This is a genomic window from Kluyvera cryocrescens NBRC 102467 (assembly GCF_001571285.1).
In the GTDB taxonomy this organism is placed as follows: domain Bacteria; phylum Pseudomonadota; class Gammaproteobacteria; order Enterobacterales; family Enterobacteriaceae; genus Kluyvera; species Kluyvera cryocrescens.
Map to the genome: position 1 here is coordinate 113931 of NZ_BCTM01000011.1, position 17583 is coordinate 131513.

Genomic DNA, 17583 nt, shown 5'->3' on the forward strand with positions numbered 1-17583 from the left:
GTTAACGGGTTGAGTGATTTACATTTAAAATCATGTGGTTAGTTAAATGAAACATACTGTTGAAGTGATGATCCCGGAAGCGGAGATCAAAGCGCGTATCGCCGAATTAGGTCGTCTGATTAACGAGCGCTATCAGGATAGCGGCAGCGAAATGGTGTTAGTGGGCCTGCTGCGTGGCTCGTTCATGTTCATGGCTGACCTGTGCCGTGAAGTACAGGTTCCGCACGAAGTCGATTTTATGACGGCATCCAGCTATGGCAGCGGTATGTCCACCACCCGCGACGTGAAAATCCTCAAAGATCTCGACGAAGATATCCGTGGTAAAGATGTACTGATCGTGGAAGACATCATCGATTCCGGGAATACCTTGTCGAAAGTGCGCGAAATCCTGGGTCTGCGCGAGCCGAAATCGCTCGCCATCTGTACGCTGCTGGATAAACCTTCCCGCCGTGAAGTGGATGTACCGGTTGAATTTATCGGTTTCTCTATCCCTGACGAGTTCGTGGTCGGTTATGGTATCGACTATGCGCAGCGCTATCGTCATCTGCCGTACGTTGGCAAAGTGGTAATGCTGGACGAGTAATTTTTGCGGGGCGCCTGATGGCGCTTCACTTATCGGGCCTGCGGGCGCAGAACCGTAGGCCGGGTAAGGCATTGCTGCCGCCCGGCAATATCGACCTATTTGTGGTTGATGTGCTTTAACTTGAGGTTAGAAATCCCATGGCGGTAACGCTGCTCCAGGGTTTCACGACTGGTGGCCGTGACGTCAAGATCGCGCAGCAGGCCATCATGAATACCGTAGGCCCAACCGTGAATCATCACCTTCTGACCGCGTTTCCACGCCGATTGCATGATGGTCGAGTGGCCGAGGTTATAGACCTGCTCCATCACGTTCAGCTCACAAAGCGTATCCATGCGACGTTCCGGCGGCATCTCGCCAAGCAATGAGCTATGTTTGAACCAGATATCACGGATGTGCAGCAGCCAGTTGTCGATTAGCCCCAGTTCAGGGTTTTCTACCGCCGCCTGAACGCCGCCGCAGCCGTAGTGGCCGCAGATAATAATGTGTTCAACTTCCAGCACATCAACGGCATACTGCACCACGGAAAGGCAGTTAAGATCGGTATGAATCACCAGGTTGGCTACATTACGGTGAACAAACAGTTCGCCAGGCTCAAGCCCGGTCAAACGTTCGGCAGGAACGCGGCTGTCAGAACACCCAATCCATAAAAAGCGCGGTTTTTGCGCTTGCGACAGTTTCTCAAAAAAACCGGGATCCTCTTCTACCAGCATTTTTGACCATAGTGCGTTGTTGCTGATGAGTGTATCTATGTCGTTCATGGAGGCTGTAACCAAGTAAATTGCGTTGGGCTAATATAGGGCAACTCCTGATTTATTAAAACCAAATACTCGTTGTACTTTACGTTGCCACTGCGTTGGCTTTCCTCGCTTACCCCAGTCACGTACTGGTGTACGCTCCTGGAGATTCGCTGCGTCGCCGCCTTGTCGCAACGTAAATTACGTAGAGTAAATATCAAGTATCAGAATGTAAGGTAAGCGAAAATCTATGACCATTGCACTGGAATTAGAGCAACTGACAAAGACCTATCCCGGCGGCGTTCAGGCGCTGCGAGGGATAGATTTAAAAGTTGAAGCCGGCGATTTTTATGCGCTTCTGGGGCCTAACGGCGCGGGGAAATCGACCACCATCGGTATTATCAGTTCGCTGGTAAATAAAACTTCCGGCCGCGTCAGCGTTTTTGGGTACGACCTGCAAAAGGACGTAGTCAATGCGAAACGTCAACTGGGGCTGGTGCCGCAGGAATTTAACTTCAACCCATTTGAAACCGTGCAGCAGATCGTGGTGAACCAGGCCGGTTACTACGGTGTTGAATACAAAGAAGCGGTTGTTCGCAGTGAAAAGTACCTCAAGCAGCTCGACTTGTGGGAAAAGCGCAACGAACGTGCGCGGATGCTTTCCGGTGGTATGAAACGTCGTCTGATGATTGCCCGTGCGCTGATGCATGAGCCGAAGCTGTTGATTCTTGATGAGCCAACGGCCGGTGTGGATATCGAGCTGCGTCGTTCAATGTGGGGCTTCCTGAAAGATCTTAACGATAAAGGCACGACCATTATTCTCACCACTCACTATCTGGAAGAAGCCGAAATGCTGTGTCGCAATATCGGTATCATTCAGCGCGGTGAGCTGGTGGAAAATACCTCAATGAAAAACCTGCTTTCCAAATTGAAATCAGAGACCTTCATCCTCGATCTGGCACCGAAAAGCCCACTGCCGAAGCTGGAGGGTTACCAGTACAACCTGGTGGATACTTCAACGCTGGAAGTGGAAGTGCTGCGCGAGCAGGGGATTAACAGCGTCTTCGCACAGCTTAGCGCCCAGGGCGTCCAGGTGCTGAGTATGCGTAACAAAGCCAACCGTCTGGAAGAGCTGTTTGTTTCGCTGGTTCATGAAAAACAAGGAGATCGCGCATGATGCAGCTTTATTGGGTCGCGCTGAAAAGCATCTGGGCGAAAGAGATCCATCGCTTTATGCGTATCTGGGTGCAGACGCTGGTGCCGCCCGTCATCACCATGACGCTGTACTTTATTATCTTCGGTAACCTGATTGGCTCACGAATTGGTGAAATGCATGGCTTTAGCTACATGCAGTTTATCGTGCCGGGATTAATCATGATGGCGGTAATCACCAACGCTTATGCCAACGTGGCGTCATCGTTCTTCAGCGCTAAGTTCCAGCGCAATATTGAAGAGCTGTTGGTTGCGCCAGTGCCAACGCACGTTATCATCGCTGGCTTTGTTGGCGGTGGCGTAGCGCGTGGCCTGTGCGTTGGCGTTCTGGTGACCGCGATTTCGCTGTTCTTTGTGCCATTCCAGGTGCACTCATGGGTATTCGTGGCGCTGACGCTGGTGCTGACGGCGGTGCTGTTCTCGCTGGCAGGGCTGTTGAATGCGGTCTTCGCCAAAACCTTTGATGACATCAGTCTGATTCCAACCTTCGTACTGACGCCGCTGACTTATCTGGGTGGGGTGTTCTATTCGCTGACTCTGCTGCCACCTTTCTGGCAGGCGCTGTCGCATCTGAACCCGATCGTCTACATGATTAGCGGCTTCCGCTATGGTTTCCTCGGTATTAACGATGTGCCGCTGGTGACCACCTTCGGCGTGCTGGTGGTGTTTATTGCTGCCTTCTACCTGCTCTGCTGGTATTTGATCCAGCGCGGTCGCGGTCTGCGTAGCTAATTACGCTGTTATTCCCGGCAGCTAGCCTCTGCCGGGATGCGTTTTATGACAATCATCACCCCAAAATATCGATTGCTCCGCTAAACTACTTGCCTGCTAAGGAGGCAAGCTATGTTGGGTTGGGTCATTTCCTGCCATGACGATCGCGCACAGGAACTGCTGGATCGTCTCGAAAATAAATACGGTCCGCTGCCGCAATGTCGGGCGGTTAATTATTGGCGTGGGCTGAGCGCCAATATGCTCAGTCGTATGATGTGCGAAGCGTTACATCAAACCGATTCTGGTGATGGCGTCATCTTTCTTACCGATAGCGCAGGCGCGGCACCGTACCGCGTAGCATCGCTGATGAGCCATAAGCACAGCGGCTGCGAAGTGATTGCCGGTATCCATTACTCATTAATTGAACAAATGGTTCCTATGCGGGAATCCATGAGCAGCAGCGCGTTCCGTCAGCGTATTGTTGAGCTGGGAACGCCCGGGGTGACGAGCCTATGGCATCAGCAGCAAAAAAATCCGCCTTTTGTTCTACTGCATGATTTGTATGAGAATTAAACGTTGGTATTGATGCCGCTTTTGTTACAATAATCAGGTCGGTTCCCGCTTTGGTTATTACTCATGGCTATACGCGCGCTAGTGCTGCTTGTTTTATTCCTCTCCGGTGGCGCTGCTGCCGCTTTACCTATGCGTTATATGCAAACCACCGAAGATGCCACGGTCTGGGCGCGTATTGGCAATAAAACGATGACGGTCGGTAATCTACGGGCCGGGCAAATCATTGGCATTGAGCCGGACGTCGAGGATTACTACACCTTCAATTTCGGCTTCGGTAAAGGCTTTATCGACAAAGGCCATCTTGAGCCGGTGCAGGGACGTCAGCGCGTTGAAGATGGGCTGGGGGATTTAAATAAGCCGCTGAGTAATCAAAACCTGATTACCTGGAAAGATACTCCGGTTTATAACGCCCCGGATATTAGCAGCGCGCCGTTTGGTACGCTGGCGGAAAACCTGCGCTATCCGGTTATCAACCGACTTAAAGATCACCTTAATCAGACCTGGTATCAAATTCGCATTGGCGATCGCCTGGCCTATATCAGCGCGCTGGATGCGCAGCCAGATAACGGTATTCCGGTGCTCACCTATCACCATATTCTGCGTGATGAGGAAAATACCCGTTTTCGTCATACCTCCACCACCACTTCCGTGCGAGCCTTCAGTAACCAGATGACCTGGCTGCGTGATATGGGCTATACGACGCTGACGATGTATCAGCTGGAAGATTACGTACATAACCGCGCCAATTTGCCTGCGCGAGCGGTGGTTATCACCTTCGACGATGGCCTGAAATCCGTCAGTCGCTACGCGTGGCCGATACTGCATCAGTATGGCATGAAGGCGACGGCATTTATTATTTCGTCACGCATCAAACGGCACCCGCAAAAGTGGGCACCGAAATCGCTGCAATTTATGAGCATCTCTGAGCTCAACGACATTAAAGATGTGTTCGACTTCCAGTCGCATACCCATTTTCTGCATCGGGTGGATGGCTACCGCCGGCCTATTCTGCTCAGCCGCAGCTATCACAACATTTTGTTCGATTTTGAGCGCTCCAGACGCGCTCTGGCGCAGTTTAACCCGCACGTGCTGTACCTTTCCTACCCATTCGGTGGCTATAACGCGACGGCGGTGAAGGCGGCGGGGGATGCCGGTTTTCATCTGGCGGTGACAACGGTAAAAGGGAAGGTGAAGCCGGGGGACAATCCGATGCTACTCAAGCGACTGTACATTCTGCGGACGGATTCGCTGGAGACGATGTCGCGGTTAGTCAGTAACCAGCCGCAGGGATAAGCTGGCGCTCGACGAATGCCGGGCGCCAGAAGGTATCAGGCAACCTGTACTGGAATGGCTTTCGCCGTACGCTTCATTTCATTGTCGCCTTCAAAATAGGCTACATTTGGGCGCCAGGTACGGGCTTCTTCATCAGACATGGTGACGAAGCTAGCGATGATGACGATATCGCCAACATCGGCGTTATGCGCCGCTGCACCGTTAACGGAGATGATTTTAGAACCACGTTCCGCCGCGATGGCGTAGGTTGAGAAACGTTTACCGTTGTTAACATTCCAGATATCAATGGCTTCGTTTTCCAGGATCCCCGCGGCGTCAAGGAAGTCCTGATCAATCGCGCAGGAACCTTCATAGTGCAGGTCAGACTGCGTGACCTTAACGCGGTGGAGTTTGCCCTGCAGCATAGTGCGAATCATAGCGTCTACCTTTAATTCTTAACGGAAACAAAGCAGTCAGCGGCTGCCTTGAGAAATTTCGCAGGCAGTATTGCCCGATTTAAACCGGGTGTCTATATGCTATTCACCGGGCTTTCGATTAATTGCGTTTCATCACTCACAATGCTCTGCAACCGTTGTCGTATCACAAGAACGCTACCATTCATGTAGCCAAAGCATTGCTTAGACGCGGTGAGTTACGCCGCTATTCACCGCGAGCCCGGACCGGCGAAATGCAGTCGGGCTCTGGGAACTGACGTTAAAGCTCTACGCTTTGATTATCGATCAAACGCGCTTTGCCAAGCCAGGCGGCCATCAGGATCACCGCACGTTTGCTGTTTTCAGTCAGGTCGAGCAGGGTATCGGCATCGCGGATTTGAATATCGTCCGCGCGGAAGCCTTTCTCGTTTAATGCCTGCTCTGCAAGGGTGATTATCTCATCCTGATCGCGTTCGCCAGCCTTCAGCTTTTCAGCCACGCTGCTGAGTACTTTATACAGACCTGGCGCGATTTTACGCTGCTCTGCCGTCAGGTAACCGTTGCGTGAACTGAGGGCCAGGCCGTCCTTTGCACGGATAATCGGCACGCCGACGATCTCGATGTCATAGCCCATATCGGCCACCATCTTGCGCAGCAGCGCTAACTGCTGGAAGTCTTTTTCGCCGAAGCAGGCAATGTCAGGCTGAATCAGATTGAACAGTTTGCTGACAATGGTTGAGACGCCGCGGAAGTGGCCCGGACGGCTGGCACCTTCGAGCATCGTGGATAAACCCGGCACATCAACGAAGGTGTGGCTTTCGGTTCCCTGCGGATAGATTTCGGCAACGGCTGGTGCGAAGACGTAATCCACTTTGCGCTTATTCAGCTTCTCACAGTCTTCCTGGAGCGTGCGCGGATAGTTGGCCAGATCCTCGGCGCGGTCAAATTGCATTGGGTTGACAAAGATGCTGACAATGACCACATCGGCTCGCGTTTTGGCCTCTTCAACCAACGTCATATGACCATCGTGCAGGTTGCCCATTGTCGGGACTAATGCGACGCGTTTGCCTTCCTGACGCAGGCGACGAATGTGCTGACGCAGCAGCGGCAGGGTTTCGATAATTAGCACAACAAGACTCCTTAATGGAAACTGTGTTCTTCGCCCGGATAGACTCCGGACTCCACTTCAGCCATATACTGCCGCACGGCGGCGCGCATGTCGCCCGCTTCGGCGAGGAAATTTTTAGCAAATTTAGGGATATGACCGCCGGTAATACCGAAGGCGTCGTGCATCACGAGGATCTGCCCATCGGTGACGTTGCCAGCACCAATGCCGATAACGGGGATCGACAGCGCTTCGGTGACGCGTTTCGCCAGCTCGACCGGCACACACTCCAGCACCAGCAGCTGTGCGCCTGCCGCTTCCAGGGCCAGCGCATCATCTAGAAGTACCTGACCGGCATCGCCGCGGCCCTGGACTTTGTAACCACCAAAGATATTGACCGACTGCGGCGTTAAACCGAGGTGACCGCATACCGGTACGGCGCGGTCGGTGAGCATTTTCACCGTATCGACCAGCCAGGCACCGCCTTCGATCTTAACCATGTTGGCCCCCGCGCGCATCACGGTGGCGGCGTTCTCAAACGCTTGCTCAGGGGTGGCGTAAGCCATAAACGGCAGGTCGGACAGCAGCAGGCAGTTTGGCGCGCCACGACGAACGGCACGGGTATGATAAGCAATCTCTTCAACGGTCACCGGCAGGGTGGAATCGTGCCCCTGTACCGTCATTCCCAGGGAATCGCCAACCAGCATCACGTTAATACCCGCGTCAGCAAACAGTTTGGCAAAGCTGTAATCGTAAGCCGTAATAGTGGCGAAGCGTTTTTTCTCTTGCTTGCATTTCTGCAATAAAGCGATGGTGGTTGGTTTCATAATAATCCCTGATGATAAGGTCGAATTACCCGGCATTTTAACAGCCGAATTCAGGGGGGCAATTATTTTAGGCAACCGATTCCCCGTAAAGCAGGGAACGTTAAAAATGAGAGCTGTATGCTACCAGAGGGTGGGATGTTCAGCGCCTAGGGTAGCAAGGCGTTGCTGCAGGCTGATGCCGTCAGGGAAGGTCAGAGCAGGGGCGATTTCGTACAACGGCCACAGCATAAAACCGCGGTTGTACATGTCGTAGTGGGGAACGGTCAGATTATCGGTATGAATTATCGCCTGACCAAACAGCATAATGTCTAAATCGAGGGTGCGGGGCCCCCAGCGTTCGGCTTTACGTACGCGCCCCTGCTGCAGTTCAATACGCTGGGTATGGCGTAACAGCTCCTCGGCAGCCAGCGTTGTTTCCAGTGCGACGGCAGCGTTCAGATAGTCTGGTTGATCCTGCGGGCCAAGCGGCGGCGTACGATAAAACGAGGATACCGCGACCAGACGGGTCTGCGGTATCTCTCCGAGCGCCTTCACGGCAGCACTCACCTGTTCAAGCGGCGAGGCGAGGTTGCTGCCGAGCGCGATATAAACCAGCGTCACGCGCTGCCCTCGCGGCTCGGTGCACGTTTACGCGGGCGGCGATGGCGGCGACGGTTGTCCGGCTCGTCATCCAGTTCATTAAGCATGTCTTTTTGTGCCGGCGGCGCAACAACCTGGAACTCACTCCACCACTGGGTGAGACGCTGCAGCTCATGGTTATTCTCGGCTTCAGCGCGCAGTGCCAGCAGATCGTAGGCTGCACGGAATTTCGGATGCTCCATCAGCTTCCAGGCGCGTTTCCCCTGACGACGGGACATGCGCAACTGCAGCTGCCAGATATCGCGGACCAGTGAGGTAATGCGTTTTGGAATCGCCAACGAACGGCAGGCTTCATCCAGCACTTCGTTCATCGCCAGCGCAAAGGCGTCGTGGTAGGCCAGACCGCTTTCCTGGGCAATTTTTTGCGCCATTTCCAGCAGTGGATACCAGAACATCGCGGCAAACAGGAAGGCCGGATTGACGCGCATATCGTTATGAATACGGTTATCGGTGTTCTTCAGCACCTGCGCAATGATGCGCTCCATCGGACTATCACCGTCTTCGGTGAAGTAACGGGTGATGGTCGGGAACAGCGGCTGGAACAGGTTGTATTCGCGCAGCAGCTGGTAGGTTTCATAGCCGTAGCCCGCCTGCAGCAGCTTAAGCGCTTCTTCAAACAGGCGCGCCGGAGGCACGTCGTTCATCAACGTCGCCAGACGCGGAATGGGTTCGGCGGTTTCCGGGCTGATACGCATGCTCAGCTTGGCGGCAAAACGCACGGCGCGCAGCATACGCACCGGGTCTTCACGGTAGCGGGTTTCCGGGTCGCCAATCAGGCGAATCACGCCATCAGACAGATCCTGCATGCCGCCAACGTAGTCGCGGACGGTAAAATCAGCCACGCTGTAATAAAGACTGTTGATCGTAAAGTCGCGGCGCTGGGCATCGTCTTCGATAGAACCGAAGATATTGTCGCGCAGCAGCATGCCGTTTTGCCCACGCTGTGAGGTGGTGCGGTCAGACTGGCCGTCTTCGTGGTGACCACGGAAAGTGGCAACCTCGATAATTTCCGGGCCAAACATGACGTGAGCCAGGCGGAAGCGGCGGCCAACCAGACGGCAGTTGCGGAACAGCTTGCGTACCTGATCGGGGGTCGCGCTGGTGGTCACATCAAAATCTTTCGGTTTTTTGCCTAAAAGCAGGTCGCGGACACCCCCGCCGACGAGGTAAGCCTCGTAGCCTGCTTTGTTCAGACGATAAAGAACCTTGAGGGCGTTCTCGCTAATATCTTTGCGGGAAATAGCGTGCTGCTCGCGCGGAATGACAGTCATAACAGGTTTAGCAACGGCGTTTTCAGCCTCGCTCTCCTCACGGCTTAGCACCTTGCGGCAGAAATTAGCGACTCGGGTAAAAATGGTGCACCTCGGTAATATCAGTATCCAGGACAAAAAAATAGCGGCTAATCATAGCTCAGCATTACGCATTTGAGAATGGCGGATTGATCTTCGCCGTCTCGGGTACGGTAGAAAGCGACCACGCTGCGACCGCATTTTGCAATATTTCCGCCGTACTCATATCCTGCCATTGCGCCGGAATGTCCTGGCCCAAAAAGCGCAGAGCCTGAATAAGTACCGGGCGGGGATCGCCGTGAGGCAAAGCAGGTGCATGATTTTGCTTGGAAAGTTTAGCACCTTCTGCCGTCAATGCCAGCGGCAGATGAATATAGTCAGGCGCCTGCCAGCCAAACTGCTGGTAGAGCGAAATTTGTCGTACCGTGGGTTCAATTAAATCCGCGCCGCGGACAATTTCGCTGACCCCCTGAAAATGGTCATCAACCACCACCACCAGGTTATAGGCAAAAAGCCCATCACGACGGTGAATAATAAAGTCTTCGCGCGCCAGGCGTTCATCAGCCTGAAGCGTACCGCGCAGCCGATCGTTGAATTCGAGCACCGGATGCCGTTGGCGCAGACGTAACGCGGCGTTTTCAGGGCCGTGATTCAGCGAACGGCAGTGGCCATCGTAGGTTCCGCCAATGCTCTGAATACGCGCACGCGTGCAGGTACAGAAATAGCAGAGGTCCTGATTTTTTAACCAGGCCAGCGCCTCGCGATAAGCGTCATGACGCTGAGACTGCCACAGGACCTCTCCGTCCCAGTGCAGACCGTAATGTTCCAGCTGATGCAAAATGGTGGTTGCAGCACCGGGAACTTCACGCGGGGGATCGATATCTTCGATGCGAACTCGCCAGATACCCTGGTGGGCACGAGCCTGCAGATAGCTGCCAAGCGCAGCAATGAGCGAACCAAAATGCAGTTCACCGGAAGGCGAGGGGGCGAAACGCCCTATATAAGGTTGTGATGACATGTTTATAGCAATAAAAAACAACAAGGCGGGAAGTGACTCCCGCCTTGAAGATAGAGTGTTAGCGTTCTATCAACCTGCCATCTGCTTTTCGCGGATTTCTGCCAGCGTTTTGCAGTCAATACACAGGTCGGCCGTTGGGCGCGCTTCCAGACGACGAATACCAATTTCAACACCACAGGATTCGCAGTAGCCGAAATCTTCATCTTCGACTTTCTTCAACGTCTTCTCGATCTTTTTGATCAGCTTACGTTCACGATCGCGGTTACGCAGTTCGAGGCTGAACTCTTCTTCCTGTGCGGCACGGTCAACCGGGTCCGGGAAGTTTGCAGCTTCGTCCTGCATGTGAGTAACGGTGCGATCGACTTCATCCCTAAGTTGATTACGCCATGCTTCAAGAATACGTCGGAAGTGCGCTAGCTGGGCTTCGTTCATATACTCTTCGCCCGGTTTCACCTGGTACGGCTCCACCCCTGCGATGGACAGAATACTCAGGGACGATGTTTTACGGTTTTGCCCTTCTTGCATGTTGTTTCTCCTTAACACGCACTATCGATCCCCGTGTTCGGGGGAAAAATCAGGCCGCTATAAATAACAGATGCTTTTCCGGTTGGCAATTATCTAAACGTAACACTTGACAATGCTGTGAGGAAAAGCGTATTTGCGCCGCAGCCCGAACACTTTCTATGCAATATCACCCGAGACTAACGAAACGGGTAACGGCGATATCAGAGTCATATTATCGGCAGAAAGTTCCGCTTTATAAGCCAAAATCTCCACCCCCTTTTTGTGTGCCTCATTCAATAGCTTTGCGTATTGAGCATCAATATGGTGTGCAGGAGAGAAATATTCAATGGCTGAGTGCAAGATTGCAAACAGCAAAACGGCGCGCTCTCCGTTCGCCACAACGCCCATAAGCTCGCGTAAATGTTTTTGTCCCCGTAGCGTCACGGCATCGGGGAAATAGCCAAACTCATTTTCTGCCAGCGTTACCGACTTCACTTCAATATAGCATCTGGGACGATCATCTGCCTGTAACATGATATCAATACGACTGTTTTCCTCGCCGTATTTCACTTCGCTTTTCAGCGAGTTGTAACCAACAAGCTCTGGAATACTTCCCGTATTTATTGCTTCTATCGCTAACGTATTAGCCCGTAGCGTGTTGACGCAGATAAAGGCGCCATTTTGCGTTTGGGTCAGCTCCCAGGTATGGGGGTACTTACGCTTGGTATTGTCGGACGTGGAATACCACACGGTATCGCCCGGCGTTGCGCAACCGGTCATCGCGCCGGTGTTTGGGCAATGCAGGGTAAAAATGTCACCCGAGGAGGTCACCACATCGGCCAGAAAACGTTTATAGCGCTTAATCAGCGTGGCGGACTGGAGCGGCGGTGTAAACTGCATCGGGTTTCCTTATTTATTCGCTGAGCGTCCAGCGCTGTAATGGTGTATATCGCGTGCGCCCTCCGGCATAGCGCGATTCGTACAGAACAAACTCCGTCACCGGAAACTCCCAATGAAAACCCGGCGCCGGGATCGGCATCGCCTGGCCTGCGTGACGCAGCAACGTCAGGTGTGGGTGAAACGGCTGTGGACTCTGGTAACAGCCGCTGCGGGCGGCCTGTGCACGTAGCATATTGGCGAGCTGCAATAGCCCGCGCGGCGGCTGGCGCGTACCGAGCCAGACCACGCGAGAACGCAGCCACTGCCCGGCATCGTCAAGGTGCAGCGTAAAACCCGGCTGTTGAATACGCCCGGCCAGCGCCGCCAGCGCGCGCTGTTTCTCCGCGCTCACCTCGCCGAGAAACGCCAGCGTCATATGCATGTTGGCCGCTGCCACCGGTACACCGGCATCAGCGGGAAAATGATCCGCGCGCCACTGCACTAGCTGCTTCTGAATTTTCGCCGGGATCTCAATGGCGAAAAACAGTCTTTTTGACTCAGACATCGTGGGTACTCGGTTATGAATTGACGCGATGCTACAATGTCCGCCGTTTAATGTTAACCCCTGGAGCCATTCGTGTCCCTGTTGCCGGTCGCAAGCATCCTTCCTGAACTTCTTCTCGCCTTACGGCAATCCCCGCAGGTGCTGCTGAATGCGCCGACGGGGGCGGGTAAATCGACCTGGCTGCCGCTGCAAATTTTACGCGACGGCGGCATTGAGGGGCGCATCCTGCTGCTGGAGCCACGTCGGCTGGCGGCGCGTAACGTTGCGCAACGGTTGGCTGAGCTGTTGGGAGAGAAACCCGGGGAAACGGTGGGTTATCGCATGCGCGCCGAAACCTGCGTCGGTGCGACAACGCGGCTGGAAGTGGTAACGGAGGGGATCCTGACTCGCATGATCCAACACGATCCGGAACTCTCCGGCGTGGGGTTGGTGATCCTCGATGAGTTTCATGAACGGAGTCTGCAGGCGGATCTGGCGCTGGCGTTACTGCTGGACGTGCAGCAGGGGCTGCGCGATGACCTGAAGCTGCTGATCATGTCGGCGACGCTGGATAGCGACAAACTCCAACGCCTGCTGCCGCAGGCTCCGATCCTCATTTCCGAGGGCCGGGCCTTCCCGGTGGAACGCCGCTATCAGTCATTGCCATCGCATCAGCGCTTTGATGAAGCGGTGGCGATTGCCACGGCTGAGTTGTTGCGCAATGAGCCAGGTTCACTGTTGTTATTTTTACCCGGCGTTGGCGAAATCCAGCGGGTGCAGAATTTGCTTGCTGAGCGCGTGGCTGACGACGTGCTGCTTTGTCCTTTATATGGTGCGCTGCCGCTGAGCGAACAGCGGCAGGCGATTCTTCCCGCCCCAGCGGGCAAACGCAAGGTGGTGCTGGCGACCAATATTGCGGAAACCAGCCTGACGATTGAAGGGATTCGGCTGGTGGTCGATAGCGCGCAGGAGCGCGTGGCGCGCTTTGATGTCCGCACTGGGCTGACGCGTTTATTAACCCAGCGCGTCAGTCAGGCGTCGATGACCCAGCGCGCCGGGCGTGCCGGGCGACTGGAATCGGGCGTTTGCGTGCATCTGCTGGCAAAAGAACAGGCCGAACGCGCGGCAGCGCAAAGCGATGCGGAGATCTTACAAAGCGATCTGTCGTCTCTGCTGCTGGAGCTGCTGCAGTGGGGATGTACCGATCCGGCGCAGCTTAGCTGGCTGGATCAGCCGCCCGCGGCGAATCTTGCTGCCGCGCGCCGTTTGCTCACGCAGCTTGCTGCGCTGGCCGATGAGCGTTTAACGGCGAAGGGGCAAAAAATGGCGGCGCTGGGTAACGATCCGCGTCTTGCAGCCATGCTGGTTGCCGCGCAAAGCGAGGATGAAGTGGCGACGGCGGCGCGTTTGGCGGCGATTCTGGAAGAGCCGCCGCGTGGCGCAAGCCATGATCTGTTGCAGGCATTTTCTCGCCCACAGGGCCAGTGGCAGCAGCGCAGCCAGCAGCTTTGCAAGCGCCTCAATCGCCGTGCGGGACAGCCGGACAGCGATGCCATTCCGACGCTGCTGGCGCAGGGCTTTCCCGATCGTATTGCCCGCCGACGCGGACAAGAGGGGCGCTATCAGTTGGCCAACGGTATGGGGGCGATGCTGGATGCGGACGATGCGTTAAATCGCCACGAATGGCTGATAGCTCCGCTGTTGCTTCAGGGCAACGCTGCACCGGACGCTCGCATTTTGCAGGCCTGCGCGCTGGATATCGACGCGCTCGTCGCCCGTTGCCCCTCATTGCTTCAACAATCTGACACGATTGAGTGGGACGATGCTCAGGGGACGCTTAAAGCGCTGCGGCGCAGCCAGATTGGCCAACTGACGCTCAGCGTGCGTCCGTTGGCAAAACTGTCCGAAAGTGAACTGCATCAGGCGATGCTGACCGGTATTCGCGAGAAAGGATTAAGCGTGCTTAACTGGACGAGCGAAGCGCAGCAGCTACGCTTGCGTTTACAGTGTGCCGCGCGCTGGCTTCCAGAAGAGCCGTGGCCAGCGGTTGATGACGCGACGTTGCTGGATGAACTGGAAAGCTGGCTGCTGCCGCATATGACCGGCGTTCACTCGCTGCGTGGGCTGAAATCCGTGGATATTTATCAGGCGCTGCGGGACCGGCTGCCGTGGTCATTACAACAACGTCTGGAGAGTTCCCTGCCAACTCATTACACTGTGCCGACGGGAAGCCGAATTGCGATTCGCTATGACGAAGACAATCCGCCTGCGCTGGCGGTGCGAATGCAGGAAATGTTTGGTGAAGCCAGCACGCCGACTCTCGCCCAAGGGCGGGTGGCGCTGGTGCTGGAGCTACTTTCACCCGCTCAGCGTCCGTTGCAGATTACGCGTGATTTAAGCGCGTTTTGGCAAGGGGCGTACCGCGAGGTGCAAAAAGAGATGAAGGGGCGCTATCCGAAGCACGTCTGGCCGGACGATCCGGCGAATACCGCGCCAACGCGGCGGACGAAGAAATATTCATGATGGTGCCGGCCCGGCGGAGACGTTTACGCCGGGGAGCAAAATTGAGAGATATCTTCTTCTGTCACAGGACAGAAGAATTGAGAATCAGGCCTTTATGCCTGAATGTTGCGGAGAGAAAGCATGGCGGGGAATGACCGCGAGCCGATTGGACGGAAAGGTAAACCTGCACGTCCGGCGAAACAAAAGGTAAGCCGTCGACAGCTCAGAGATGATGAGTATGACGACGATTATGATGATGATGACTATGAAGATGAAAAACCGCGTTCGCGTAAAGGCGGCGGTAAAGGGGGCAAACCGCGCGGCAAACACCGTTGGTTCTGGTTCCTGCTCAAACTCGGCATCGTCTTTGCGGTACTGATCGCGATTTACGGCGTCTATCTGGACCAAAAAATCCGTAGCCGTATCGATGGCAAAGTCTGGCAGCTTCCGGCGGCGGTGTATGGCCGTATGGTCAACCTTGAGCCGGATATGACCATCAGCAAAAAAGAGATGGTGCAACTGCTGACCGCGACGCAGTATCGTCAGGTGACGGCGATGACGCGGCCTGGTGAATTCACCGTGCAGGCCAACAGCATCGAAATGATCCGCCGCCCGTTCGATTTCCCGGACAGTAAAGAAGGGCAGGTGCGCGCGCGTCTGACCTTTGATGGCGATCATCTGGAAACCATCGAGAATATGGACAGCAACCGCCAGTTCGGTTTCTTCCGCCTCGATCCGCGCCTGATTACCATGATGTCCTCGCCAAATGGCGAGCAGCGTCTGTTCGTCCCGCGCAATGGTTTCCCGGATCTGCTGGTCGACACGCTTATCGCTACCGAAGACCGCCACTTCTACGAGCATGACGGCATCAGCTTCTTCTCGATTGGTCGTGCGGTACTGGCCAACCTGACCGCCGGACGTACGGTGCAGGGCGCGAGTACGCTGACCCAGCAGTTGGTGAAAAACCTGTTCCTCTCCAGCGAACGTTCTTACTGGCGTAAGGCGAACGAAGCGTATATGGCGCTGATCGTCGATGCGCGTTACAGCAAAGACCGTATTCTTGAACTGTATATGAACGAGGTGTACCTCGGTCAGAGCGGCGACAATGAAATTCGTGGTTTCCCGCTGGCCAGTCTTTACTACTTTGGCCGCCCGGTTGAAGAACTGAGCCTCGATCAGCAGGCGCTGCTGGTGGGCATGGTGAAAGGGGCGTCGGTCTATAATCCGTGGCGTAACCCGAAACTGGCGCTGGAACGTCGTAACCTGGTGCTGCGTCTGCTGCAACAGCAGAAAGTGATCGACCAGGAACTGTATGACATGCTGAGTGCCCGTCCGCTGGGCGTACAGCCGCGCGGCGGGGTGATTTCACCACAGCCGGCGTTTATGCAGATGGTGCGCCAGGAGCTGCAGGCGAAGCTGGGCGATAAGGTTAAAGATCTGTCCGGGGTGAAAATCTTCACCACCTTCGACTCCGTTGCCCAGGATGCGGCAGAGAAAGCGGCCACCGAAGGCATTCCGGTGCTGAAGAAACAGCGTAAGCTGAACGACCTGGAAACAGCGATGGTGGTAGTTGACCGCTTCAGTGGTGAAGTGCGTGCCATGGTTGGCGGCGCCGAACCGCAGTTTGCGGGCTACAACCGTGCGATGCAGGCACGTCGCTCGATTGGTTCTCTGGCAAAACCGGCGACCTATTTGACCGCGTTGAGCCAGCCGAATCAGTATCGCCTGAACACCTGGATTGCCGATGCGCCGATTGCCTTGCGTCAGCCAAACGGCCAGGTGTGGTCACCGCAGAACGACGATCGTCGCTATAGCGGCCAGGTGATGCTGGTGGATGCGCTAACGCGTTCAATGAACGTACCTACCGTGAACCTCGGGATGGCGCTGGGTCTGCCTGCCGTCACCGACACCTGGCTGAAGCTGGGTGCGCCGAAAGATCAGCTTAACGCGGTTCCCGCGATGCTGCTGGGGGCGCTGAACCTGACGCCAATCGAAGTGGCGCAGGCGTTCCAGACTATCGCCAGCGGCGGCAACCGTGCCCCGCTGTCGGCGCTGCGTTCGGTGATTGCTGAAGACGGTACCGTGCTATACCAGAGCTTCCCACAGGCTGAACGTGCCGTTCCAGCACAGGCGGCGTACATGACGCTGTGGACCATGCAGCAGGTTGTTCAGCGCGGTACAGGCCGTCAGCTGGGGGCGAAATACCCGAATCTGCATTTGGCAGGGAAAACCGGGACCACCAACAACAACGTTGATACCTGGTTTGCCGGGATCGATGGCCGTGAAGTGGTGATTACCTGGGTAGGCCGTGATAACAACCAGCCGACCAAGCTGTACGGTGCTAGCGGTGCGATGTCTATCTATCAGCGTTATCTGGCGAGCGAGTCGCCTATCGCGCTGGATCTGACGCCGCCGGAAGATATCGTCAACATGGGCGTTGATGAGAACGGCAACTTTATCTGCGGCGGCGGTGGCATGCGCATGCTGCCGGTTTGGACCACCAATCCGGATGCGCTGTGCCAACAGAGCCAACAGCAGATCGAGCAGCAGCAGTCAGCGAACCCGTTTGATAATTCGTCCTCTCAACCGCCGCAGCAGCAGCAACAGCAGCAGCAACCGGCGCAGGAGAAAAAAGACGGTGACGGCGTAGCGGGCTGGATTAAAGATATGTTCGGCGGTAACTAATACTTTCTTGCGGTATATAAAAGGCCTCTGTGTGATACAGAGGCTTTTTTTTCATCTCTTTTTTCTTTTTTT

Annotated in this window: 17 protein-coding genes; 7 read left to right on the forward strand and 10 right to left on the reverse strand. The window is 55.1% G+C overall.

Features of this window, described 5'->3' with window-relative positions:
* Positions 1–46 precede the first annotated feature (46 nt).
* The gene (gene hpt, locus KCR01S_RS09260) at positions 47–583 is read left to right on the forward strand and encodes a hypoxanthine phosphoribosyltransferase (protein WP_052282999.1); all 537 of its coding nucleotides are present in this window, start codon (positions 47–49) and stop codon (positions 581–583) included.
* A gap of 95 nt (positions 584–678) precedes the next feature.
* On the opposite strand, the gene can is transcribed toward hpt, so the two are convergent.
* Positions 679–1341, reverse strand: a complete 663-nt coding sequence (gene can / locus KCR01S_RS09265; protein ID WP_052283238.1) for a carbonate dehydratase — start codon at positions 1339–1341, stop codon at positions 679–681.
* A 226-nt stretch (positions 1342–1567) separates the two neighbouring features.
* Here can and KCR01S_RS09270 point away from each other — a divergent pair, with 226 nt between their 5' ends.
* The 4 genes from KCR01S_RS09270 (at position 1568) to KCR01S_RS09285 (ending at position 5106) form a co-directional block, all read left to right on the forward strand.
* Positions 1568–2494, forward strand: a complete 927-nt coding sequence (locus KCR01S_RS09270; protein ID WP_061282351.1) for an ABC transporter ATP-binding protein — start codon at positions 1568–1570, stop codon at positions 2492–2494.
* Positions 2491–3261 carry an ABC transporter permease gene (locus KCR01S_RS09275; RefSeq protein WP_052282997.1) on the forward strand — a complete coding sequence of 257 codons (771 nt, stop codon included), beginning with the start codon at positions 2491–2493 and terminating at the stop codon, positions 3259–3261. Before KCR01S_RS09270 ends, KCR01S_RS09275 begins: the two co-directional genes overlap by 4 nt.
* A gap of 111 nt (positions 3262–3372) precedes the next feature.
* Entirely contained in the window at positions 3373–3813 is a 441-nt protein-coding gene (locus KCR01S_RS09280; protein WP_061282353.1) for a PTS sugar transporter subunit IIA, read from the forward strand.
* Positions 3814–3876: 63 nt separating this feature from the next.
* A complete protein-coding gene (locus KCR01S_RS09285) occupies positions 3877–5106 on the forward strand; it encodes a polysaccharide deacetylase family protein (RefSeq protein ID WP_061282355.1) in 1230 nt (409 codons plus the stop codon).
* 35 nt (positions 5107–5141) lie between these two features.
* On the opposite strand, the gene panD is transcribed toward KCR01S_RS09285, so the two are convergent.
* The 9 genes from panD to thpR form a co-directional block, all read right to left on the reverse strand.
* Positions 5142–5522, reverse strand: a complete 381-nt coding sequence (gene panD, locus KCR01S_RS09290; protein WP_052282994.1) for an aspartate 1-decarboxylase — start codon at positions 5520–5522, stop codon at positions 5142–5144.
* 277 nt (positions 5523–5799) lie between these two features.
* Complete coding sequence (gene panC, locus KCR01S_RS09295; protein ID WP_061282357.1) at positions 5800–6648, reverse strand: pantoate--beta-alanine ligase; 849 nt, start codon at positions 6646–6648, stop codon at positions 5800–5802.
* An 11-nt stretch (positions 6649–6659) separates the two neighbouring features.
* On the reverse strand, positions 6660–7451 hold the full coding sequence (gene panB, locus KCR01S_RS09300) for a 3-methyl-2-oxobutanoate hydroxymethyltransferase (RefSeq protein ID WP_061282359.1): 792 nt from the start codon (positions 7449–7451) through the stop codon (positions 6660–6662).
* A gap of 120 nt (positions 7452–7571) precedes the next feature.
* Positions 7572–8051, reverse strand: coding sequence for a 2-amino-4-hydroxy-6-hydroxymethyldihydropteridine diphosphokinase (gene folK, locus KCR01S_RS09305; protein WP_061282361.1), 480 nt, complete (start codon positions 8049–8051; stop codon positions 7572–7574).
* On the reverse strand, positions 8048–9445 hold the full coding sequence (gene pcnB / locus KCR01S_RS09310) for a polynucleotide adenylyltransferase PcnB (protein ID WP_167348822.1): 1398 nt from the start codon (positions 9443–9445) through the stop codon (positions 8048–8050). The genes folK and pcnB overlap by 4 nt, the downstream gene beginning before the upstream one ends.
* A gap of 61 nt (positions 9446–9506) precedes the next feature.
* Positions 9507–10397: a tRNA glutamyl-Q(34) synthetase GluQRS gene (gluQRS, locus tag KCR01S_RS09315; RefSeq protein WP_061282365.1), complete on the reverse strand. Its 891-nt coding sequence runs from the start codon at positions 10395–10397 to the stop codon at positions 9507–9509.
* A gap of 69 nt (positions 10398–10466) precedes the next feature.
* The gene (gene dksA / locus KCR01S_RS09320) at positions 10467–10922 is read right to left on the reverse strand and encodes an RNA polymerase-binding protein DksA (RefSeq protein WP_035891939.1); all 456 of its coding nucleotides are present in this window, start codon (positions 10920–10922) and stop codon (positions 10467–10469) included.
* 156 nt (positions 10923–11078) lie between these two features.
* A complete protein-coding gene (sfsA, locus tag KCR01S_RS09325) occupies positions 11079–11801 on the reverse strand; it encodes a DNA/RNA nuclease SfsA (RefSeq protein WP_061282367.1) in 723 nt (240 codons plus the stop codon).
* A gap of 13 nt (positions 11802–11814) precedes the next feature.
* Positions 11815–12345 (reverse strand): RNA 2',3'-cyclic phosphodiesterase, encoded by a 531-nt coding sequence (gene thpR, locus KCR01S_RS09330; RefSeq protein WP_061282369.1) that lies wholly within the window; start codon positions 12343–12345, stop codon positions 11815–11817.
* 72 nt (positions 12346–12417) lie between these two features.
* On the opposite strand from thpR, the gene hrpB reads away from it, so the two are divergent.
* Positions 12418–14847, forward strand: a complete 2430-nt coding sequence (hrpB, locus tag KCR01S_RS09335; protein ID WP_061282371.1) for an ATP-dependent helicase HrpB — start codon at positions 12418–12420, stop codon at positions 14845–14847.
* Between the two features lie 120 nt (positions 14848–14967).
* Entirely contained in the window at positions 14968–17511 is a 2544-nt protein-coding gene (gene mrcB / locus KCR01S_RS09340; protein WP_061282373.1) for a bifunctional glycosyl transferase/transpeptidase, read from the forward strand.
* The last annotated feature ends 72 nt before the right edge of the window (positions 17512–17583 follow it).